We start from the raw sequence: 16,438 nt of genomic DNA on the forward strand, positions 1-16,438 counted from the left end.
GACTACGATACCTGAAAATAGAAAATCCAATCTTTTACAGACTGGATTTCCTAAGCATCTCATCTTTTTGATGCAATTATCAAGGATGGCCTAATTACAGGCATAAGCCCATTCCTTGATTATAGGATTAGTTTGATAATTGACTTTCCATTCATCTTTAATCATATTGCCAGATGCATCAAAAGCAAACGTATGGGATTCCCAAAATATATCATTTTTGTAATAGGTCTTTTTCATAATCCTATTATTCTGGACTTCATACTCAGTTCGATCTAGTAGTACATTTTTACCATTATAATTTTTAACAATATAGTTTTCACCGTTGTACTCGGTAATTTTCTTGCTGTTCAACGCTCCATCAATTAAAGTATAAAACTGACCGGTTTCCTGGCCTTTGTCATTATACTCGTAATTAAGATACCCGTTTATGGTGTTGTTAATCTTTATAGTAATTTTGATAGGCAAATTTTTTGCATTATACTCAACCGTATGTTCCGTTGTCATATTATTGGGTGCAGGCAAATTCTGAATTGTTCTGGTGACTTTACCAACGGCATTGTATTCATTCTTAACGACAAGCCCATTTGGACCTTCCTCCAGTATACTAAGTCCTTGTTCATTATATTGAACTCTTGTATATAATCCTCCTACTATATGCAAATAATACTCCTTTTTACGTAATTTACCATTATTATGATATTCATATAATAGATAGTCCTCGGTTGATTTACCAGATGTAGGATCCAGCCATCTTCTTATCTCTTTAATCAACTGGTCATTACCATTATACAAGTACTCCTCCTCAGCCTCTTTGTTCATATTTGACAATCTGGACACGGTTTTTTTGATTCGTAGCCCTTTTGAATTATATTCATACTTTTCTAACATTTCCTGGCTCTTAAGTTCAATCAGTCTTTTGGCAGAATTATAACTGTACACATCATTGGCCGTAACTGTACCATAATAATTAGTTTCCTTGTATGATAGTAGCCTGCATTCAGTTTCATCAACTGGCACAATCTCTTCTGATTTTGGTTTGCAGGCAAACACAAAGTTAAGTAGTAATAAGACACTTATGATTTTTTTCATTTACGAAGCATTTTTATAGTCAGACAACGATTTTGATTGTTTTGGATAAATTTCGAAAATAAGAATAACAAGACTTTTCCAATCAGGAGTTACATGAATAAATAAAATTACAAATCTAATAGTTTTTGTTTTAATTCATTTAATTGTATTTTAAATTTGGATTAACTCTGAATAAATAAGCCTTTATAAAAGTGATTTGGCGTTGCCATTTTTTAACAAAATTCCCATAGTTAATTAATCAAAAATTTATCAATTTTTGGAAAGTGGACACTAACTATTGAAACCTTAAATTTGAAACCCAAAGAAAAGTAAGGCATGATTTCATTAAGGCATTAATTCCAAAATTAGAGTTAATTTATGGCATTGAGACCCCTATTGAAAAAATACCAACCTCAGTAGATAAACGCATTTTTAATTACAAACTTAACGAAGCGCTTTTCAGGAAATTAACTGATAAAAATCAGGTCAAATAGAGGCTATTGTTTTTTCCTCCTCCCCAAAATCCCCTTTATCACCTTCTCATAAGCATCTGCATATTTCATCATGCCTATATCGGTCGGGTGGGTGCCGTCTACGGTTGAGGCAGCATCGAAGCCTATTTCTTTGGCTGTGAGCAGGTGAATATTCTTTATGCCTTCTTTCTTCATGGCAGCAAAGGTTTTGTTCATTACTTCACTGCTCCATTTGTAGCGGTTAAAAAAGGTGGTATCTACGCCCACTTCCGGAACTCCACAGCTGTGTTCTACCAAAAGAATCGGCACATCCGGATGTTTGGCCTGCAGGCTTTTTACTGAAGTGCGTATCCGGTTTTCTATCTCTCCTCCTGAATATACTTTTTTATCTACCAGATTCGGCTGGCAATCAAGCACAAATAGCCTGGCATTGGTCTCATTCATTAAGTCGATAACAGGTGGCTCTAACCGGCCATTGCCTGAGAACCCCAGGTTAATAATCGGCACATTGAGTTTACGCCCCAGTATATTTGTCCATGCCAAACCGGGCCTGCTGGCGCAGGCGCCCTGCATAATAGAGGTTCCGTATAATACCAGTGGCTGTGCTTTACTCACCTCAATCGCTGTAAATGATTTTCCATCCGGCACACCTACCTGCATCCATTTCGGAATATTATATAGGGGCAAATACAGGCGAAACTCCTTGAAAGGTACAGTGCTTATAACATTGGTAAACTTATACTGAACGGTATCACCAAAGCTGTAGGCTCCCCGTATCCACTGCCAGTTATTGTTAGCATCCAGTCCATACAAATCAACGCCGCTAACGCCGGTGGCAGGCATGTGGTCCATGCTTTTGCTCTTTGTTACCTGATACCGAACCGTTATTTCAGTTGCATTGGTAGTGAATTTGATGTATTCACCGGCAGTATGCTGCCCTAGCGTCCATACCGCCTCTCTCACGGTTTTTTCTGCTTTGGCAGGCAGCCTGTCGTAAGGCCGAGCCAGGTTGGTATGCCATGCCCTACCTTCAATAACAGGGTAAGTAGCCTGCGCAGGATTCCACCATTTGATGGGTTGTGCTGATGACGAAAAACTAATCACCAACAACGAAAAGCAAAGGCTGAGAATATGTTTCATAGAAGTATCAGAGTTGAAATATTTAAACTACTCATTTAATAAATGCTTTGCCTGAGCAACCGTCTCCTCGGCACTTAGAGTCTCTAAATGCTTAATTTCAAATGTCTTTAGTGCGGCTTCCAGCTTATTAAGCTTGGCTGTTTGCTGTTTGCTTTGGTATTCTTTTTTTAGTAATTGAATCTTCTCAAAGTCCTGAATACCCTCAATAATTTTCTCGAAACGGATGGATGATAACGCCCCCGGATACACCTGAAAGGTATCTCCGGCAGGCCAGGCCGTAAAACGGCTGTCGGTCAAAGGCGCTTTGGGCCAACTGTTAAACGCCCACCGCAAATAGCCATCCATGCCCGTGGCAGCGGTGTACCACCCCATCCAGACCATTTCGTCGGGTGGTGAGAAAGTAAAAGCGTTCGGGTATTTCTCTGCACAGCAGGTGTACCATGTGCTTATTTTGTTTTGTTGTTTTCTGCTTTGCAGAACATCATCCGGGTACTTCCATCTGGATGCCACACAGTAATCAAAAATATCTTTTTCAATTTCAGGGTGATAATCTCCTGCCAAAGATACCTTCCAGCCTGTATCAATGCTTTTCAGCAATTTAATGACCGACTGCATGGCTGGCATCGGGCGCTCGTCCATCGCAATGGTGGTTATCTCAAACCAGCCTTTTTGTTTCAGGTGTGCTGTAAAATCTGTCAGCATTGTTTTCCAGAACTCATTATAGGCAGGGGTACCAATGGCCTGAGTAAAAACGGTTTCTTTACCTTTAGCCTCGTCATAATAGGTAAAAGCAATTTTCCATGGCACCATGCTGTAGCAGTTAATCTGCTTCTTAATGCCACAACTCATGACAAAGGCCACGTACTTATCAAACAGTGAGTAATCATAGACCCATTCGCCGTTTTTCTTTTTAGTCCATTTAATCAGGCTCGGGAAATCATCATAAGTCTGGTGCCCCCATGGCTCATTCACAATACTGGTAGTAATGATTTTTTGTCCGGCATCAGCCAGCATGTTATAATACTTTCGCATCATGGCAAAGTGCGCCTCGCCCCACGGTTGCAATTGATGTACGCGGGCAATGGCAAAAGGATGTTGCCAGAAATCAAGTCGGTAGCTCCATTCAGATGGGTGTGGCAGCTTTTTATCTACTACATTCAGATTAATAGTAAACGTATATTTCTTATCTGCCGATACCGTAACTGTCCCTGAATATATACCCGGCTGGCAATCGGCCGGAACTTTGATACTGAGCCATACAGGTTGCGTAGTATTTTTCTTCACCTGAATACTTTTCAAGTCGACATTGATAATATCTGCCACTTTAGATGAATCAAAGTCCTTAGGTTTCCTGTATCCGCAACCGTCTCTGAACTCGTCAGTCATTACATATTGCACAAATCCGGTTGAAATAGCACTCTTTTTTATCAGGCTTCCGCCGGTGCTTTTTAAGTCGCTTACACTAACTGTTACATTATTAACCTCTGTTTTTGCCCATAGCAAAAGCTGCGTATGTACTTTCTCTCCTTTCCATGCGCTGGCTGTCCATGTAGAATTTTGTTGGATTGCCGGAGGTAATTCCTGTGCAAAACGCTTGCTAGCTGAGGCAAAACTTACGTTGACACTTTTATTTACTTTTGCCCATTGTAATGAAAGTTGGGCCGGAGTAACATCTGGCTTTTTTTGAAGAGCGAGGCTTACATCTTGTGCGAAAGAAAAGTTTGTGAACAAACAACATGCCCACAGAAACAGGTTTTTCATGCGTAGGTATTTCTGGTTTATCTGGTTGAATAGAGGATTTAATTCTATTTCAAATTAAACAAAAATAATGAAGAGTTTTTAACGCTTTTGAAGAAGATTCGACAGTGCTTAGCAAGCGTATGATTTCTAAATGCAAAATGACGACAGAAAAACAGAAAACATTTTCAAAATGATTAACTTTACTTCACCTAAAACATTCAACCTCATGAAAAAACTAACCTTTGCTATCGTCCTGCTGGCGTTTTTCAGTTCGTTCAGCTTCAAAGAACTTTCGTGGGTGGCTATCGGCGACTCTATTACCTATCTGAACGACCATCAGAAAGAAACCGATAACCGCATTACAAAAGGCTATATGACGATGGTGGTTGAGAAGTTGCCACATATTAAGTATGTTAATCAGGGCCATAATGGCTGGACATCAGGCGGAATTGCCAATGCTATTGAAAAGCTTAACCTAACTAAAGCCGATGTTTATTCTATTTTTCTGGGTACTAATGACTGGTGGCAAGGCAGGCCACTGGGCCAACTGACTGATTATAAAAATAATACCGGCAATAATACTGTTTACGGCTCGTTCAGAATCATTGTCGATAAGTTACGCAGCCTCAATCCTGCCGCACCGATTATTCTGATAACGCCCATGCAGCGGGTAGATTTTGTGTATCTTTTCAATTTCAAGAACAATGCTTTCGGCTCTTACAAGCCTAAGAACGGACAAACGCTTGAGTCATTTGCCATGGCTATTGATTCAATAGGCAAATATGAGAAATTCCCGGTAGTTGATTTGTATCATACCAAAGGCTTGGAAATGGAAAATCTGGTAAAATTTAAACGCCTTAAAAATCCGCAGACAGGCGCCTACACCAACTATCGTTTCCCCGATTTCATCAATGTTCCCTTCAACCCTGAAACTGATGAATACCCGTATCCGGTAACATCAATAGATATGACTTATGATGGCTTGCATCCTTCTGACAAAGGCTATGAGTTAATAGCCAGGCCGTTGATAAAGATTATGAAGAGATATTAGATTGTGGGGCGAACTTTCAGTTCGCCTTTTTAATTGAATATTTTTCAGCTTTTATTAACTGATATTTTGGGGTTGGCCCCATCTTGACTCTTAAAACGCAAGGGTCCTAATTGTTTTATCGGCCCACAACTTTTAGACTTGAGCCGCAAAATGTTGTACCTATGTGTTACCAAAGAAAAAAGGCAGCTACATTTTTACGTGTAACTGCCTGATAATCAGAGTAGCGGGAACAGGACTCGAACCTGTGACCTTTGGGTTATGAGCCCAACGAGCTACCAACTGCTCCATCCCGCGATGTTGTTCCTAAATCGGACTGCAAAGGTACAGCTTTATTCGAAATAAAAAAACTATCTTTGCAAAAAAACAAATATTTTTTCTTGTGGACATCATTTCTCCGAATCATAAGGCCGGGTTTATCAGTATTGTCGGTAAGCCCAATGTGGGTAAATCTACCCTGATGAATATTCTGGTGGGCGAACGCCTCTCAATTATTACCTCTAAGGCGCAAACTACCCGCCACCGCATTATGGGTATAGTAAACGGTGTGCATCATGGCACCGATTTTCAGCTAGTGTATTCTGACACCCCCGGTATCATCAAACCCGTGTACGAGCTTCATAAATCAATGATGCACTTTGTGCATGGCTCTTTAGATGATGCCGACGTGATTTTGTTTGTAACCGATATTTTTGAGAAACACGATGAGAACGATGTGCTGGAGAAACTTCAGCGCATAGAATCGCCTATTCTGCTAATTATCAATAAAATAGATTTGGCAAAACCAGAGCAGATAGAAGAAAAAATTGCCTATTGGAAAGAAAACTTCAAAGCCACTGATGTAATTGCCATTTCGGCGCTGGAACAACAGAATGTAGAAGGACTGCTGGATAAAATTATTGATTTTCTGCCTAATCACCCGCCTTATTTCCCGAAAGATGAGTTGACAGACAAACCGGAGCGATTCTTTGCGGCAGAAATAATTCGTGAGAAAATCTTCACTAATTATACGAAAGAGATACCTTACAGCTGCGAGGTTGTCATAACGAGCTTCAAGGAAAAAGAAGATATGATTGTGGTAAGTGCCGAGATTTATGTTGAACGTACCACGCAACGAGCCATTCTGCTTGGCCACAAGGGCGAGCGAATAAAAAAAGTCGGAGTAGAGGCCAGACAGGAAATGGAAAAATTCTTTGGCAAAAAGATTTTTCTGGAACAGTACATAAAAGTTGAACCAGACTGGAGAAACAAGCGCAATAAATTAGAAAAATTTGGTTACGAATAATTCAGGCAGAAGTTTTAAACCCGGCTACCAATGTTATACCTTATCTTAAGTATTGTTTTTTCGGTCTTGTTGCTGATTAATTTCCGGATTTACCCGAAATACCAAATCAGCACTTTTCAGGCTATTGCTTTCAATTATCCGGTCTGTTTTTTAACAGGACTGGCTTTGATGCCCGAAGGGCAGCACTTCGAACTGAATTTTACTGAGGACTGGCCGCTATACGCCCTGCTGCTGGGTGTGGGGTTTATTATCACTTTTATTCTGTCTGGTGTTTCTACCCAAAAAATGGGTATTACGGTAACCTCACTGGCCAATAATATTTCGTTGGTTATTCCGGTTCTTTTCAGCCTTTTTGTGTTAAAAAATACTGGTCGCGCCTTCGACTGGCTCAATTATCTGGGCCTGGCTCTGGCTGTTGTGGCCGTAGGGTTAAGTACCTATAAACCCAACAAGGAAAAGATTTCAGGCAAAGGGCTGGATTTCCTGCTGCCCATTGCTGTGTTTTTGCTATATGGCGTTACCAATACGGCTATCAATTACCTGAACATGCAATACATCACCTCTACCGACCGCACTGTACCCGTTACGCTTGTAATGGTGCTGGGGGCAGTAATAGCCGGGGCGGTATCGTTACTGATTCAGGTTGTCAGAGGCAAAGAAAAACTAGCCGGTAAAAACCTGCTTGCCAGTATTACATTGGGAGTACCCAATTTTTTATCGTTCTATTTCCTGATACTTACACTCTCGGCCTATGGTAACAGTGGTGCATTTGTTTACCCTATTTACAACATTGGCGTAATACTGGTTTCGGCCACGGTTGCCTGGTTGTTTTTTAAAGAAAAGCTGACGGATCTCAACAAAGCAGGGCTTATGCTTGCCATTGTGGCCATTGCTTTGATTTCCTGGCAGGATATTCGGGGAATTTTTTAGGTATACGTGAACCCAAAGCCATAGTACTGTGTTGATAATCAACAGAATTCCCTCTGTTTTCCCTATCTTTGTTCCCCCAATTATGGCAAATACCCAAAGAGACTCACAGACCTCTCTCTTTGAAGGTGTTTGAAATTTTGTTTTTTTTTAGTTCAGAGGTCTTCATTTATAATTTATACCCGCTTAAGGGTTAGGGGTTTATGGCAAATATTGTTGCAATTGTAGGCCGGCCGAACGTCGGTAAATCTACACTTTTTAATCGTTTAATTGAGAGCCGTGTGGCTATCACCGATAATATGCCGGGTGTTACCCGCGACCGCCACTATGGACATGCCGTATGGACAGAGAAATATTTCACAGTAATTGATACCGGCGGATACGTGGTGGGTTCGGAAGATACTTTTGAAGAAGCCATCCGTGATCAGGTAGAAATTGCTATTGAGGAATCGAGTGTTATTTTGTTTGTGGTAGACACCATGACCGGATTAACCGATTTGGATAAAGATTTTGCCAACGTTCTGCGTCGCTCAAAGAAACCTGTTTTTGTGGTGGCCAACAAAGCCGAAACTTTTGAGCGCCAGCAAACGGCATCAGAGTTTTATGAGATGGGCTTAAGTAACGAAATCTTTGCTATTTCGGCAGCAGACGGAGGCGGAACTGGTGATTTGCTGGATGCCGTGGTAAAAGAATTTGAAGACGATGGTATCGAAAACCCGAATGAGGGTATACCTAGAATTGCAATTCTGGGTCGGCCAAACGTGGGTAAGTCATCTTTTCTGAATGCCCTAACCGGTAAAGACCGCAGCATTGTAACCGATATTGCCGGCACTACCCGAGATGCCATTGATACCCACTACAAACTTTATGGCAAAGATTTTATTCTGACCGATACAGCCGGTATCCGTAAAAAAGCGAAAGTACACGAAAACATTGAGTTTTATTCGGTTTTGCGTTCTATTAAAGCCCTTGAGGACTCTGACGTATGTATTATTCTGCTCGATGCCAGCAAAGGAATTGAGGCGCAGGATATCAGCATTATCGCCAACGCACATAATTCTAAAAAGGGTATTGTGCTGATGATTAATAAATGGGATCTGGTAGAAAAAGACTCAAAAACTGCTGATACCATGAAAAAAGAGATGCTTGAACGCATTGCGCCCATGAATTACATGCCCGTGATATTTGCCTCGGTTATAGAAAAACAACGTATTTTTCAGGTAATTGAAAAGGCCATGGAGGTTTTTGAAAACAAAACCAAAAAAATTACCACTTCAAAATTGAATGAGGTAATGCTGCCAATTATAGAGAACACGCCACCGCCGATGTTGAAAGGGAAGCAAATCAAGATTAAGTATTGTATTCAGCTGCCAACGCCGTCGCCTACGTTTGTTTTCTTCTGTAACTTACCGCAGTATGTTAAAGAAGCCTATGAGCGATTCTTACAAAACAAGATACGTGAGCATTTTGGGTTTGATGGTGTACCTATCACTGTGTTTTTCAGAAATAAATAAAAACAGCTTTAAAAGCGAAGAAGCCCCGTTTGTTGACAGGGCTTCTTCGCTTTTAAACTAACTCTATTGCAATTTTTTATATTTAATACGCTTAGGTGTTACATCGGTACCCAGGCGTTTCTTTCTGTTTTCTTCGTACTCAGAGAAGTTACCTTCAAACCAATACACCTGCGAGTCTCCTTCAAAAGCCAGAATATGCGTCGCAATTCTATCGAGGAACCAACGGTCATGGGAGATAACCACCGCACAACCTGCAAAGTTTTCAAGACCTTCTTCCAATGCACGTAGCGTATTTACGTCCAAATCGTTGGTAGGTTCATCTAATAGTAGTAAGTTACCGCCTTCTTTCAGCATCATGGCTAAATGCACGCGGTTTCTTTCACCGCCAGATAGATTGCCTATTTTCTTTTCCTGGTCTGCACCCTGAAAGTTAAAACGGCTCACATAGCCACGGGCATTTACCTGTTTGTTACCCAGCATCACCCAGTCGTTACCACCTGATATCATTTCATAAACAGACTTGCTGCCATCCAACTGGTTATGTTCCTGGTCTACATAAGATAGTTTCACGGTATCACCTACCTCAAAGCTGCCCTCAAGTGGCTGCAGTTGCCCGGTTATGAGTTTAAACAAAGTGGTTTTACCAGCACCATTAGGCCCGATAATACCTACGATACCGTTTTGCGGCAGGCTAAAATTCAGGTCTTCATACAACAGCCTGTCGCCAAAGCCCATTTTCACACCTTTGGCTTCAATTACCTTGTTGCCCAGACGCGGCCCCGGTGGTATAAACAGCTCCAGTTTATCTTCTCTTTCTTTACTATCTTCATTCACCATGCGGTCGTAGGCAGCCAGACGGGCTTTTGATTTAGCCTGACGAGCCTTGGGCGCCATGCGCACCCATTCCAACTCACGTTGCAGGGTTTTCTGGCGTTTAGATTCCGACTTCTCTTCTTTTTCCAGACGGTTCTGCTTTTGTTCCAACCATGAAGAGTAGTTGCCTTTCCACGGAATACCCTCTCCTCTGTCCAGTTCAAGAATCCATCCGGCCACATTATCAAGAAAATACCTGTCGTGGGTAACGGCAATTACCGTTCCTTTGTACTGGCGCAGGTGTTCTTCCAACCATAATACCGACTCGGCATCCAGGTGGTTGGTAGGCTCATCGAGTAGCAACACATCCGGTTGTTTCAGCAGAAGGCGGCAAAGTGCCACACGGCGCTTCTCCCCACCAGACAAGGTCTCAATCCTGGCATCTTCCGGCGGGCAACGCAGGGCATCCATTGCGCGCTCCAGGCGGGTGTCCAGTTCCCAGGCATCCAGTTGGTCCAGCTTCTCCTGCACCACTCCTTGTCTTTCAAGAAGTTTATCAAAGTCGGCATCGGGTTCACCAAAGGCATTGTTAATATCATCAAACTCTTTCAGCAAATCCACAATTTCCTGTACGCCCTCTTCCACTACTTCTCTCACGGTTTTGTTCGCGTCCAGTTGTGGTTCTTGTTCTAAAAGACCTACTGTATAGCCGGGCGAAAAAACCACATCGCCATTGATGTTCTTATCTAAGCCGGCAATTACTTTTAGCAAGGTAGATTTACCCGAGCCGTTGAGCCCAAGTACGCCGATTTTGGCTCCATAAAAAAAAGACAGATAGATATTTTTGAGAATCTGGCGATTGGGAGGTATGATTTTACTCACCCGCTCCATAGAAAAAATTATTTGCTCACTCATCTTTAAATGTGGTTTCTAAGAAAGATTAGTTGTTTTAAGTTAAATTATTTGAATAATAAAGGGAAAATCTGTTTTTTTTCTCCAAATAATAAAATTTTGTTTCAAATATCGTCATTCAAGTTTGCATTATACAAAAAAACTGCGAATTTTACCTTTTCAAACCACAACCCTTGACTCACAAGCCATGTGATTTTAATTATGGACGGCGCAACATTAGAAAACGAATACGCTTACATCAAAGACGGTAAGGTATTCTTAAAGGGCTATTTAGATATGCCCGACCGACAAATTGGCGAAGTAAAACGCACAGAAGAAGAAGCTTTCCAGTATTTCATTAACCGTTACCAGATTGCGGTAAATAAGGTTAATCAACTTGAAACAGAAATCGCTGAAGCCCAGAATAAGGGCTCCTTCTTAACGAAACTCACGCAACTTCGCAAGCGACTGCTGAACTTCGACGGTATCGGCGATTTCATTCCATTGCTCAACAAGTTAGATGAGCAAGAGGATTATCTTCGTGGGCTTATTGTTGGCAACCAGGCAAACAACCTTACTATTAAGCAAGCGTTGATAGCTGAAGCTAAAGAAGCCAAAGAAGATGTTGACTGGGGTATTGTAGCTGAAAAGCTGCAGGACATTAAAACCCGCTGGATCAGAACGGGCCCGGTTGACAAACCTTATCAGGATGATATTGAAACCGAGTTCCGCGAAGTACTGGATGAGTTCTATCAGCGTAGAAAAGCTTTCTACGAAGAGCAGAACAGAATCATTGCCGAGCGGATGGAAAAATATAACGAGCTGGTTAAAGGCGCCGAGCAGTTGTTCCGCATGGGTAATTGGGAGTTATCTTTTGCCGAATTGAAAAGATTGCAGAACGAATGGAAAAACGTGGGGGATGTGCCTCCGAAACGTTTGAAGTTTGAATTCCGCCGATTCAAGAAACTTACCACCACGTATTATGAAAAATACTGCGCGGCTAAGGGCATTCAGATTAAAACCCGTGTTGACCCTCGCGTAGAGGCACAACAAAAAATGATGGAGGAAGCCGAAAGACTGGCAGAAGCGAAGGATATTTTTGCATCAACAGAAAGAGCGAAAGTATTGTTGAACGACTGGAAAAACATCAAGGTTCCTTCTCATCTGGCTGTTCGGAACGTAGCAGAGCGCTTCAGAGCTGCCTGCGACAAGATTTTTGAATTGAGCTACCTGATGAAGGTAATCACCAGAAAATTGCCGAACTATAATTATCTGAGCGAAAGACAACAGGTACTGACCAAGTATCGTGAAATGGAAACGATTGTTACCCGTGCCAGAGGTGAGTTGAAACAGCTCATTGAAAGCTATGACGGTGTGGCACGTAACCCTGACATGGACAAAATCATGACATCGAACATTCAGACACAGCGACGCAAGTTGTTGATGAAAGAAGTGATTCTTGAAGAATTGAGACGTGCCGCTCAGAATGTGCAATAAGGTATAAAACTGTAACATAACAGATAGCCCTGCTTACGTACAAGCAGGGCTTTTATTTTTAAGAAACACCTATACCTAAACGTAAATAAAAAACAGCGTTGCGGAAAATGACCACAACGCTGTCTGATTACCCTAAACTAAATACTAATGATCTATTATTTTACTTCTACAGTTCTGTAATCAGTTGGTTTCGGAGAGTTCGTTTGCACGCTTACTTCTTTCACCACGGTATCTTTACCATTTGTAATTTCAAAACGATAAGCACCGTCTTCCAGGCCTTCCAAATTAAATTTCTTGGCAAACTGAGTTGCTTTTCTGTTTACCACCTCAACATAGATGGTTTCATTTTTAGCATTTTTTACACGAATCTCCACCCAGTTACCTTGCTCTTTGGCAATCATAACATTGATTTTCATGGTGTTCAACACACGATACATACCCACATCAAAAGTTTTGCCTTCAGGCAATTCAGTAGCAAATACTGATGAGATAGTGAACAAACCAGCTACAAGAGCTAAAGCGAAATTTTTTACAGACTTTTTCATAATTGTAATTTTTTAAAATTTAAATGTTAGCTTTTTCAATTTAATAGATGCACTTAAAAAACTTTTGTATCAGCATTTAAGTTAATCGGCAAAATAACCTGATGAGCGGTTAAATGCTTAGTAGCTTAAAGAACCGGTACCTTTTAATATTTCTTTGGTAATGATGCGGTCGCCGTTTTTCAACTCAACATAATATTTACCAGGTTTCATGTTACTCATATCGAAACACAATTTGTATGCGGTAACTTTTTTACCGAGTACTTCTTCGTGTAACAGGCTTCCGTCAGCATCCATTAATTTGATAGTGGCCGAAACCCCTTTATCTTTAGTAAGATTCATGTTCAGTTTCATTGAATTAGTATAACCGGCTTCGTACATCCCTACGTTAAGGTTACTACTTTTATATTCAATTTTTTTATCATCAGCATTGGCGTTGAATGCGATTGATGTTGCTAATAAAGCGATGGCGATGGTTGATTTTAACGTTTTCATAATTTTATTTTTTAAGATTTTATTTAATAATTTTTGATGATTTAAAATTAGTCGAGCTTTAGTTGTCAGTTTGGCTTTTGTGATGAATACCTGATTTTTTGTTCTCAATCTTCATTTTATTATGCCTCTGTTTTTTTGCCTCAACCGGTACTTGTTTTTCTTTGTTGATTCAAAGTTATGTGTTTTACTTGGTACTATGCTATACAAACTACTTGAATGGTTATTTTAAAAGGATAAACGGTTAGTAGATTTGATAGTCTTAATTGTCATTGAAATCAGAATTTTATTTTGTCAATTTTTAATTATTTTACTCATTCGCAACAAAAACAAAATTTTATTCTGCAAAAAGTTAAATATTGTTAAAATCTCTAATTTTTACTTTTACTGCTCTTTTGTTTTTATTGCTGCTTTGACGATTCAAATCTAGAGTGTCTTTTTCAATTAGTTAACTCCAAATTTATGAGCGGTCAAAGCTAATTCATGAACGGTTAAAGATTGATGTGTCATTGGCTTGATTCACTAGTTTTGCAAAATTTTATTCTATCTGTATATACTTTACTTTAAAAAAAAGGTTACAAACAAAATAATATTCCGGCAAAATCGTTTTCGAGCCTCTTCCTTCATCCCTTCGTTATATATATATGACAAACTCGTGCCAAAAAAATTTAAAATTTACTAAAAACCACATAAAACACTTATAATCAACAACTTAAATACATTTTTGTGTGCCAAAAAAAAACAACAGCTACCAAAATTTGTCCGTTATCGTACGTTTATATTCCATTTTCGTACACCCCACACTTTATTCGCGGGGATTTTTCATACATAATTATTGACCAAAAGCGCGTGCAGAGGCTATTTAAAAGAGAAAAAAAGAATAAATTTTATAATTTTTTTGAAGCATTCTTTTTAAAAAACTTGTAGCTTGCAAAGAAATCTATGCCTGCTAAAGGCAGATACAGTAACATTCAACCTTATATATTCAAGATGAAAAAAATACAGATTCTAGCTGGTTCTTTTGCCATTGCACTTTTAGCCAGTTGTAACACCTACGCCCAGAACGGATACCCGTCTAACCCTCCGGAGGTTTCGCCTATGCCCATGAAACCTGAAATGACAGAAATCTGGAATCCTGAGGTAGTAGTGGTTACACCAGGTAAAACCAATGCCGATGCCCCGTCTGATGCCATTGTGCTTTTTGACGGCAAAGACTTGTCGCAATGGGTGAGCGCTAAAGACGGCAGCCCTGCAAAATGGAAAATCGTAAACGGCATATTGGAGGTAGTTCCAAGATCGGGCGACATTAAAACCAAATTGAAATTCGGCGACTGCCAACTGCATATTGAATGGAGCGCCCCGGATGAAGTAGCAAGCGCAGGCCAGGGCCGTGGTAACAGCGGGGTTTTCTTCCAGGACCGTTATGAGCTACAGGTATTAGACTCTTACCAGAACCGCACTTATCGTAACGGTCAGGCGGGTAGTATATATAAAGACGCCGCTCCATTAGTAAACGCCATGCGTGGACCATTAGAGTGGAACACCTATGATGTAATCTATACCGCACCTCGTTTTAAACCAGATGGCCGCCTGGATTACCCTGCCCGCATTACAGTATTGCATAACGGTGTGCTTATTCAGAACAACACAACTATTCTGGGTCTGACCAACTACATCGGCCTGCACTTGTATCCTGAGGCACATGGTGATGACGTAATTCACCTGCAAGATCACGGTAACAAAACGCAGTTCAGAAACATCTGGATAAGAAAGCTGTAATCTTAATAGCTTACATATAAAGTTAAACACAAATGCCGCCTCCCCAAAAGAGCGGCATTTATGTTTGATACCTTACTAATGCCACTAGAAATATTAAATTGTTTGAATGTGCTATTAAGCAAAAACCAAACCGCTGCGCCTGTTGTTGATATACAGGCAGGTGTTTATAATTGTGGCCTGTTTTCTGCCTGCAACGCACTATTTTCTTACACTTCAAATAGATGACAATGAAACAAAGTAAACTCGGGAATCAGGGGCTGGTAGCCTCGCAGATGGGTCTTGGCTGCATGGGCATGTCAGAATTTTATGGTAATAGTGATGACACGGAATCTTTGCGCACCATTAACCACGCTATTGATGCAGGTATAAATTTACTTGATACTTCAGATATTTACGGCCCTTTTAAAAATGAAGTACTGCTTGGCAAGGTTTTAAAAGAACGACGCCACGAAGTGGTGCTTGCCACCAAATTTGGTATTGTAAGAAGTGCGACAGACCCTACCGTAAGGGGTTTTAACGGCACGCCCGAATATTGTAAAAAAGCCTGTGACCACAGTCTGGAAAGGCTGGGTATTGACACCATAGACCTGTATTACCTGCACAGGGTAGACCCGAACGTACCCATTGAAGAAACGGTAGGCGCAATGGCCGACCTAGTGAAAGAAGGCAAGGTAAGATACATTGGTTTATCAGAGGCAGCTCCTGCCACGCTGCGCAGGGCATTTAAGGTGCATCCGGTGTCTGCTTTGCAAACTGAGTATTCGTTGTGGTCAAGAGAACCTGAAGATGAGATTATACCTACCTGCCGTGAACTAGGCATTGGTTTTGTGCCTTACAGCCCGCTGGGAAGGGGTTTTCTGACAGGAGAAATTAAAAGTTTTGATGATTTGGCCGCGGACGATTTCAGAAGATTCTCACCACGTTTTCAGGGAGAAAACTTCAACAAAAACCTGGTTCTGGTAGATAAAATAAAACAACTGGCTGCACAAAAGGGCTGCACGGCCTCTCAGTTGGCATTGGCATGGGTAATGGCTCAGGGAGACGACATCTTCCCGATTCCAGGTACCAGACGCATCAAATATCTGGCCGAAAACATGGCTGCTGCCGATATTAAATTAACTGCAGCAGAACTAACTGAAATAAATAGCATAGCCCCAAAGAACATTGCTGTGGGCGACCGCTATCCGGCTGCCAGTATGCAATTCTTAAATGGCTAAGGTTTAAATGCG

General features: G+C 40.9%; 13 protein-coding genes and 1 tRNA gene. 7 read left to right on the top strand and 7 right to left on the bottom strand.

The features are described from left to right. Positions 1 to 90: 90 nt before the first annotated feature. The 3 genes from C0V77_RS19905 to C0V77_RS19915 all read right to left on the bottom strand — a co-directional run bounded on the left by C0V77_RS19905 (position 91) and on the right by C0V77_RS19915 (position 4,442). Positions 91 to 1,089 (bottom strand): hypothetical protein, encoded by a 999-nt coding sequence (locus C0V77_RS19905; protein WP_101728148.1) that lies wholly within the window; start codon positions 1,087 to 1,089, stop codon positions 91 to 93. 476 nt (positions 1,090 to 1,565) lie between these two features. Then, complete coding sequence (locus C0V77_RS19910) at positions 1,566 to 2,681, bottom strand: SGNH/GDSL hydrolase family protein (protein ID WP_101728149.1); 1,116 nt, start codon at positions 2,679 to 2,681, stop codon at positions 1,566 to 1,568. 27 nt (positions 2,682 to 2,708) lie between these two features. Beyond that, on the bottom strand, positions 2,709 to 4,442 hold the full coding sequence (locus C0V77_RS19915; RefSeq protein WP_101728150.1) for a DUF4091 domain-containing protein: 1,734 nt from the start codon (positions 4,440 to 4,442) through the stop codon (positions 2,709 to 2,711). 205 nt (positions 4,443 to 4,647) lie between these two features. Between C0V77_RS19915 and C0V77_RS19920 the strand changes: the two genes are divergently transcribed. Continuing rightward, positions 4,648 to 5,472, top strand: a complete 825-nt coding sequence (locus tag C0V77_RS19920; RefSeq protein ID WP_101728275.1) for an SGNH/GDSL hydrolase family protein — start codon at positions 4,648 to 4,650, stop codon at positions 5,470 to 5,472. 221 nt (positions 5,473 to 5,693) lie between these two features. On the opposite strand, the gene C0V77_RS19925 is transcribed toward C0V77_RS19920, so the two are convergent. Next, a tRNA-Met gene (locus tag C0V77_RS19925) sits at positions 5,694 to 5,766 on the bottom strand. Positions 5,767 to 5,851: 85 nt separating this feature from the next. On the opposite strand from C0V77_RS19925, the gene era reads away from it, so the two are divergent. The 3 genes from era to der all read left to right on the top strand — a co-directional run bounded on the left by era (position 5,852) and on the right by der (position 9,195). Continuing rightward, positions 5,852 to 6,754 carry a GTPase Era gene (gene era, locus C0V77_RS19930; protein WP_101728151.1) on the top strand — a complete coding sequence of 301 codons (903 nt, stop codon included), beginning with the start codon at positions 5,852 to 5,854 and terminating at the stop codon, positions 6,752 to 6,754. A gap of 30 nt (positions 6,755 to 6,784) precedes the next feature. After that, the gene (locus tag C0V77_RS19935; protein ID WP_101728152.1) at positions 6,785 to 7,684 is read left to right on the top strand and encodes a DMT family transporter; all 900 of its coding nucleotides are present in this window, start codon (positions 6,785 to 6,787) and stop codon (positions 7,682 to 7,684) included. A gap of 200 nt (positions 7,685 to 7,884) precedes the next feature. Next, positions 7,885 to 9,195 carry a ribosome biogenesis GTPase Der gene (gene der, locus C0V77_RS19940; protein ID WP_101728153.1) on the top strand — a complete coding sequence of 437 codons (1,311 nt, stop codon included), beginning with the start codon at positions 7,885 to 7,887 and terminating at the stop codon, positions 9,193 to 9,195. Positions 9,196 to 9,258: 63 nt separating this feature from the next. Here the strand turns inward: der and ettA are convergent, their stop codons facing one another. Beyond that, positions 9,259 to 10,923: an energy-dependent translational throttle protein EttA gene (gene ettA, locus C0V77_RS19945; RefSeq protein ID WP_101728154.1), complete on the bottom strand. Its 1,665-nt coding sequence runs from the start codon at positions 10,921 to 10,923 to the stop codon at positions 9,259 to 9,261. Positions 10,924 to 11,121: 198 nt separating this feature from the next. Here ettA and C0V77_RS19950 point away from each other — a divergent pair, with 198 nt between their 5' ends. Beyond that, entirely contained in the window at positions 11,122 to 12,396 is a 1,275-nt protein-coding gene (locus tag C0V77_RS19950) for a DUF349 domain-containing protein (protein ID WP_101728155.1), read from the top strand. Positions 12,397 to 12,551: 155 nt separating this feature from the next. On the opposite strand, the gene C0V77_RS19955 is transcribed toward C0V77_RS19950, so the two are convergent. Further along, a complete protein-coding gene (locus C0V77_RS19955; protein WP_101728156.1) occupies positions 12,552 to 12,941 on the bottom strand; it encodes a hypothetical protein in 390 nt (129 codons plus the stop codon). A gap of 117 nt (positions 12,942 to 13,058) precedes the next feature. Continuing rightward, a complete protein-coding gene (locus C0V77_RS19960; protein ID WP_143706140.1) occupies positions 13,059 to 13,433 on the bottom strand; it encodes a hypothetical protein in 375 nt (124 codons plus the stop codon). A gap of 987 nt (positions 13,434 to 14,420) precedes the next feature. On the opposite strand from C0V77_RS19960, the gene C0V77_RS19965 reads away from it, so the two are divergent. Next, positions 14,421 to 15,209, top strand: a complete 789-nt coding sequence (locus tag C0V77_RS19965) for a DUF1080 domain-containing protein (RefSeq protein ID WP_101728276.1) — start codon at positions 14,421 to 14,423, stop codon at positions 15,207 to 15,209. 227 nt (positions 15,210 to 15,436) lie between these two features. After that, the gene (locus C0V77_RS19970; protein WP_101728158.1) at positions 15,437 to 16,426 is read left to right on the top strand and encodes an aldo/keto reductase; all 990 of its coding nucleotides are present in this window, start codon (positions 15,437 to 15,439) and stop codon (positions 16,424 to 16,426) included. The last annotated feature ends 12 nt before the right edge of the window (positions 16,427 to 16,438 follow it).

It is taken from the genome of Emticicia sp. TH156, from assembly GCF_002855535.1.
GTDB classification, from domain to species: Bacteria; Bacteroidota; Bacteroidia; order Cytophagales; family Spirosomataceae; genus Emticicia; species Emticicia fluvialis.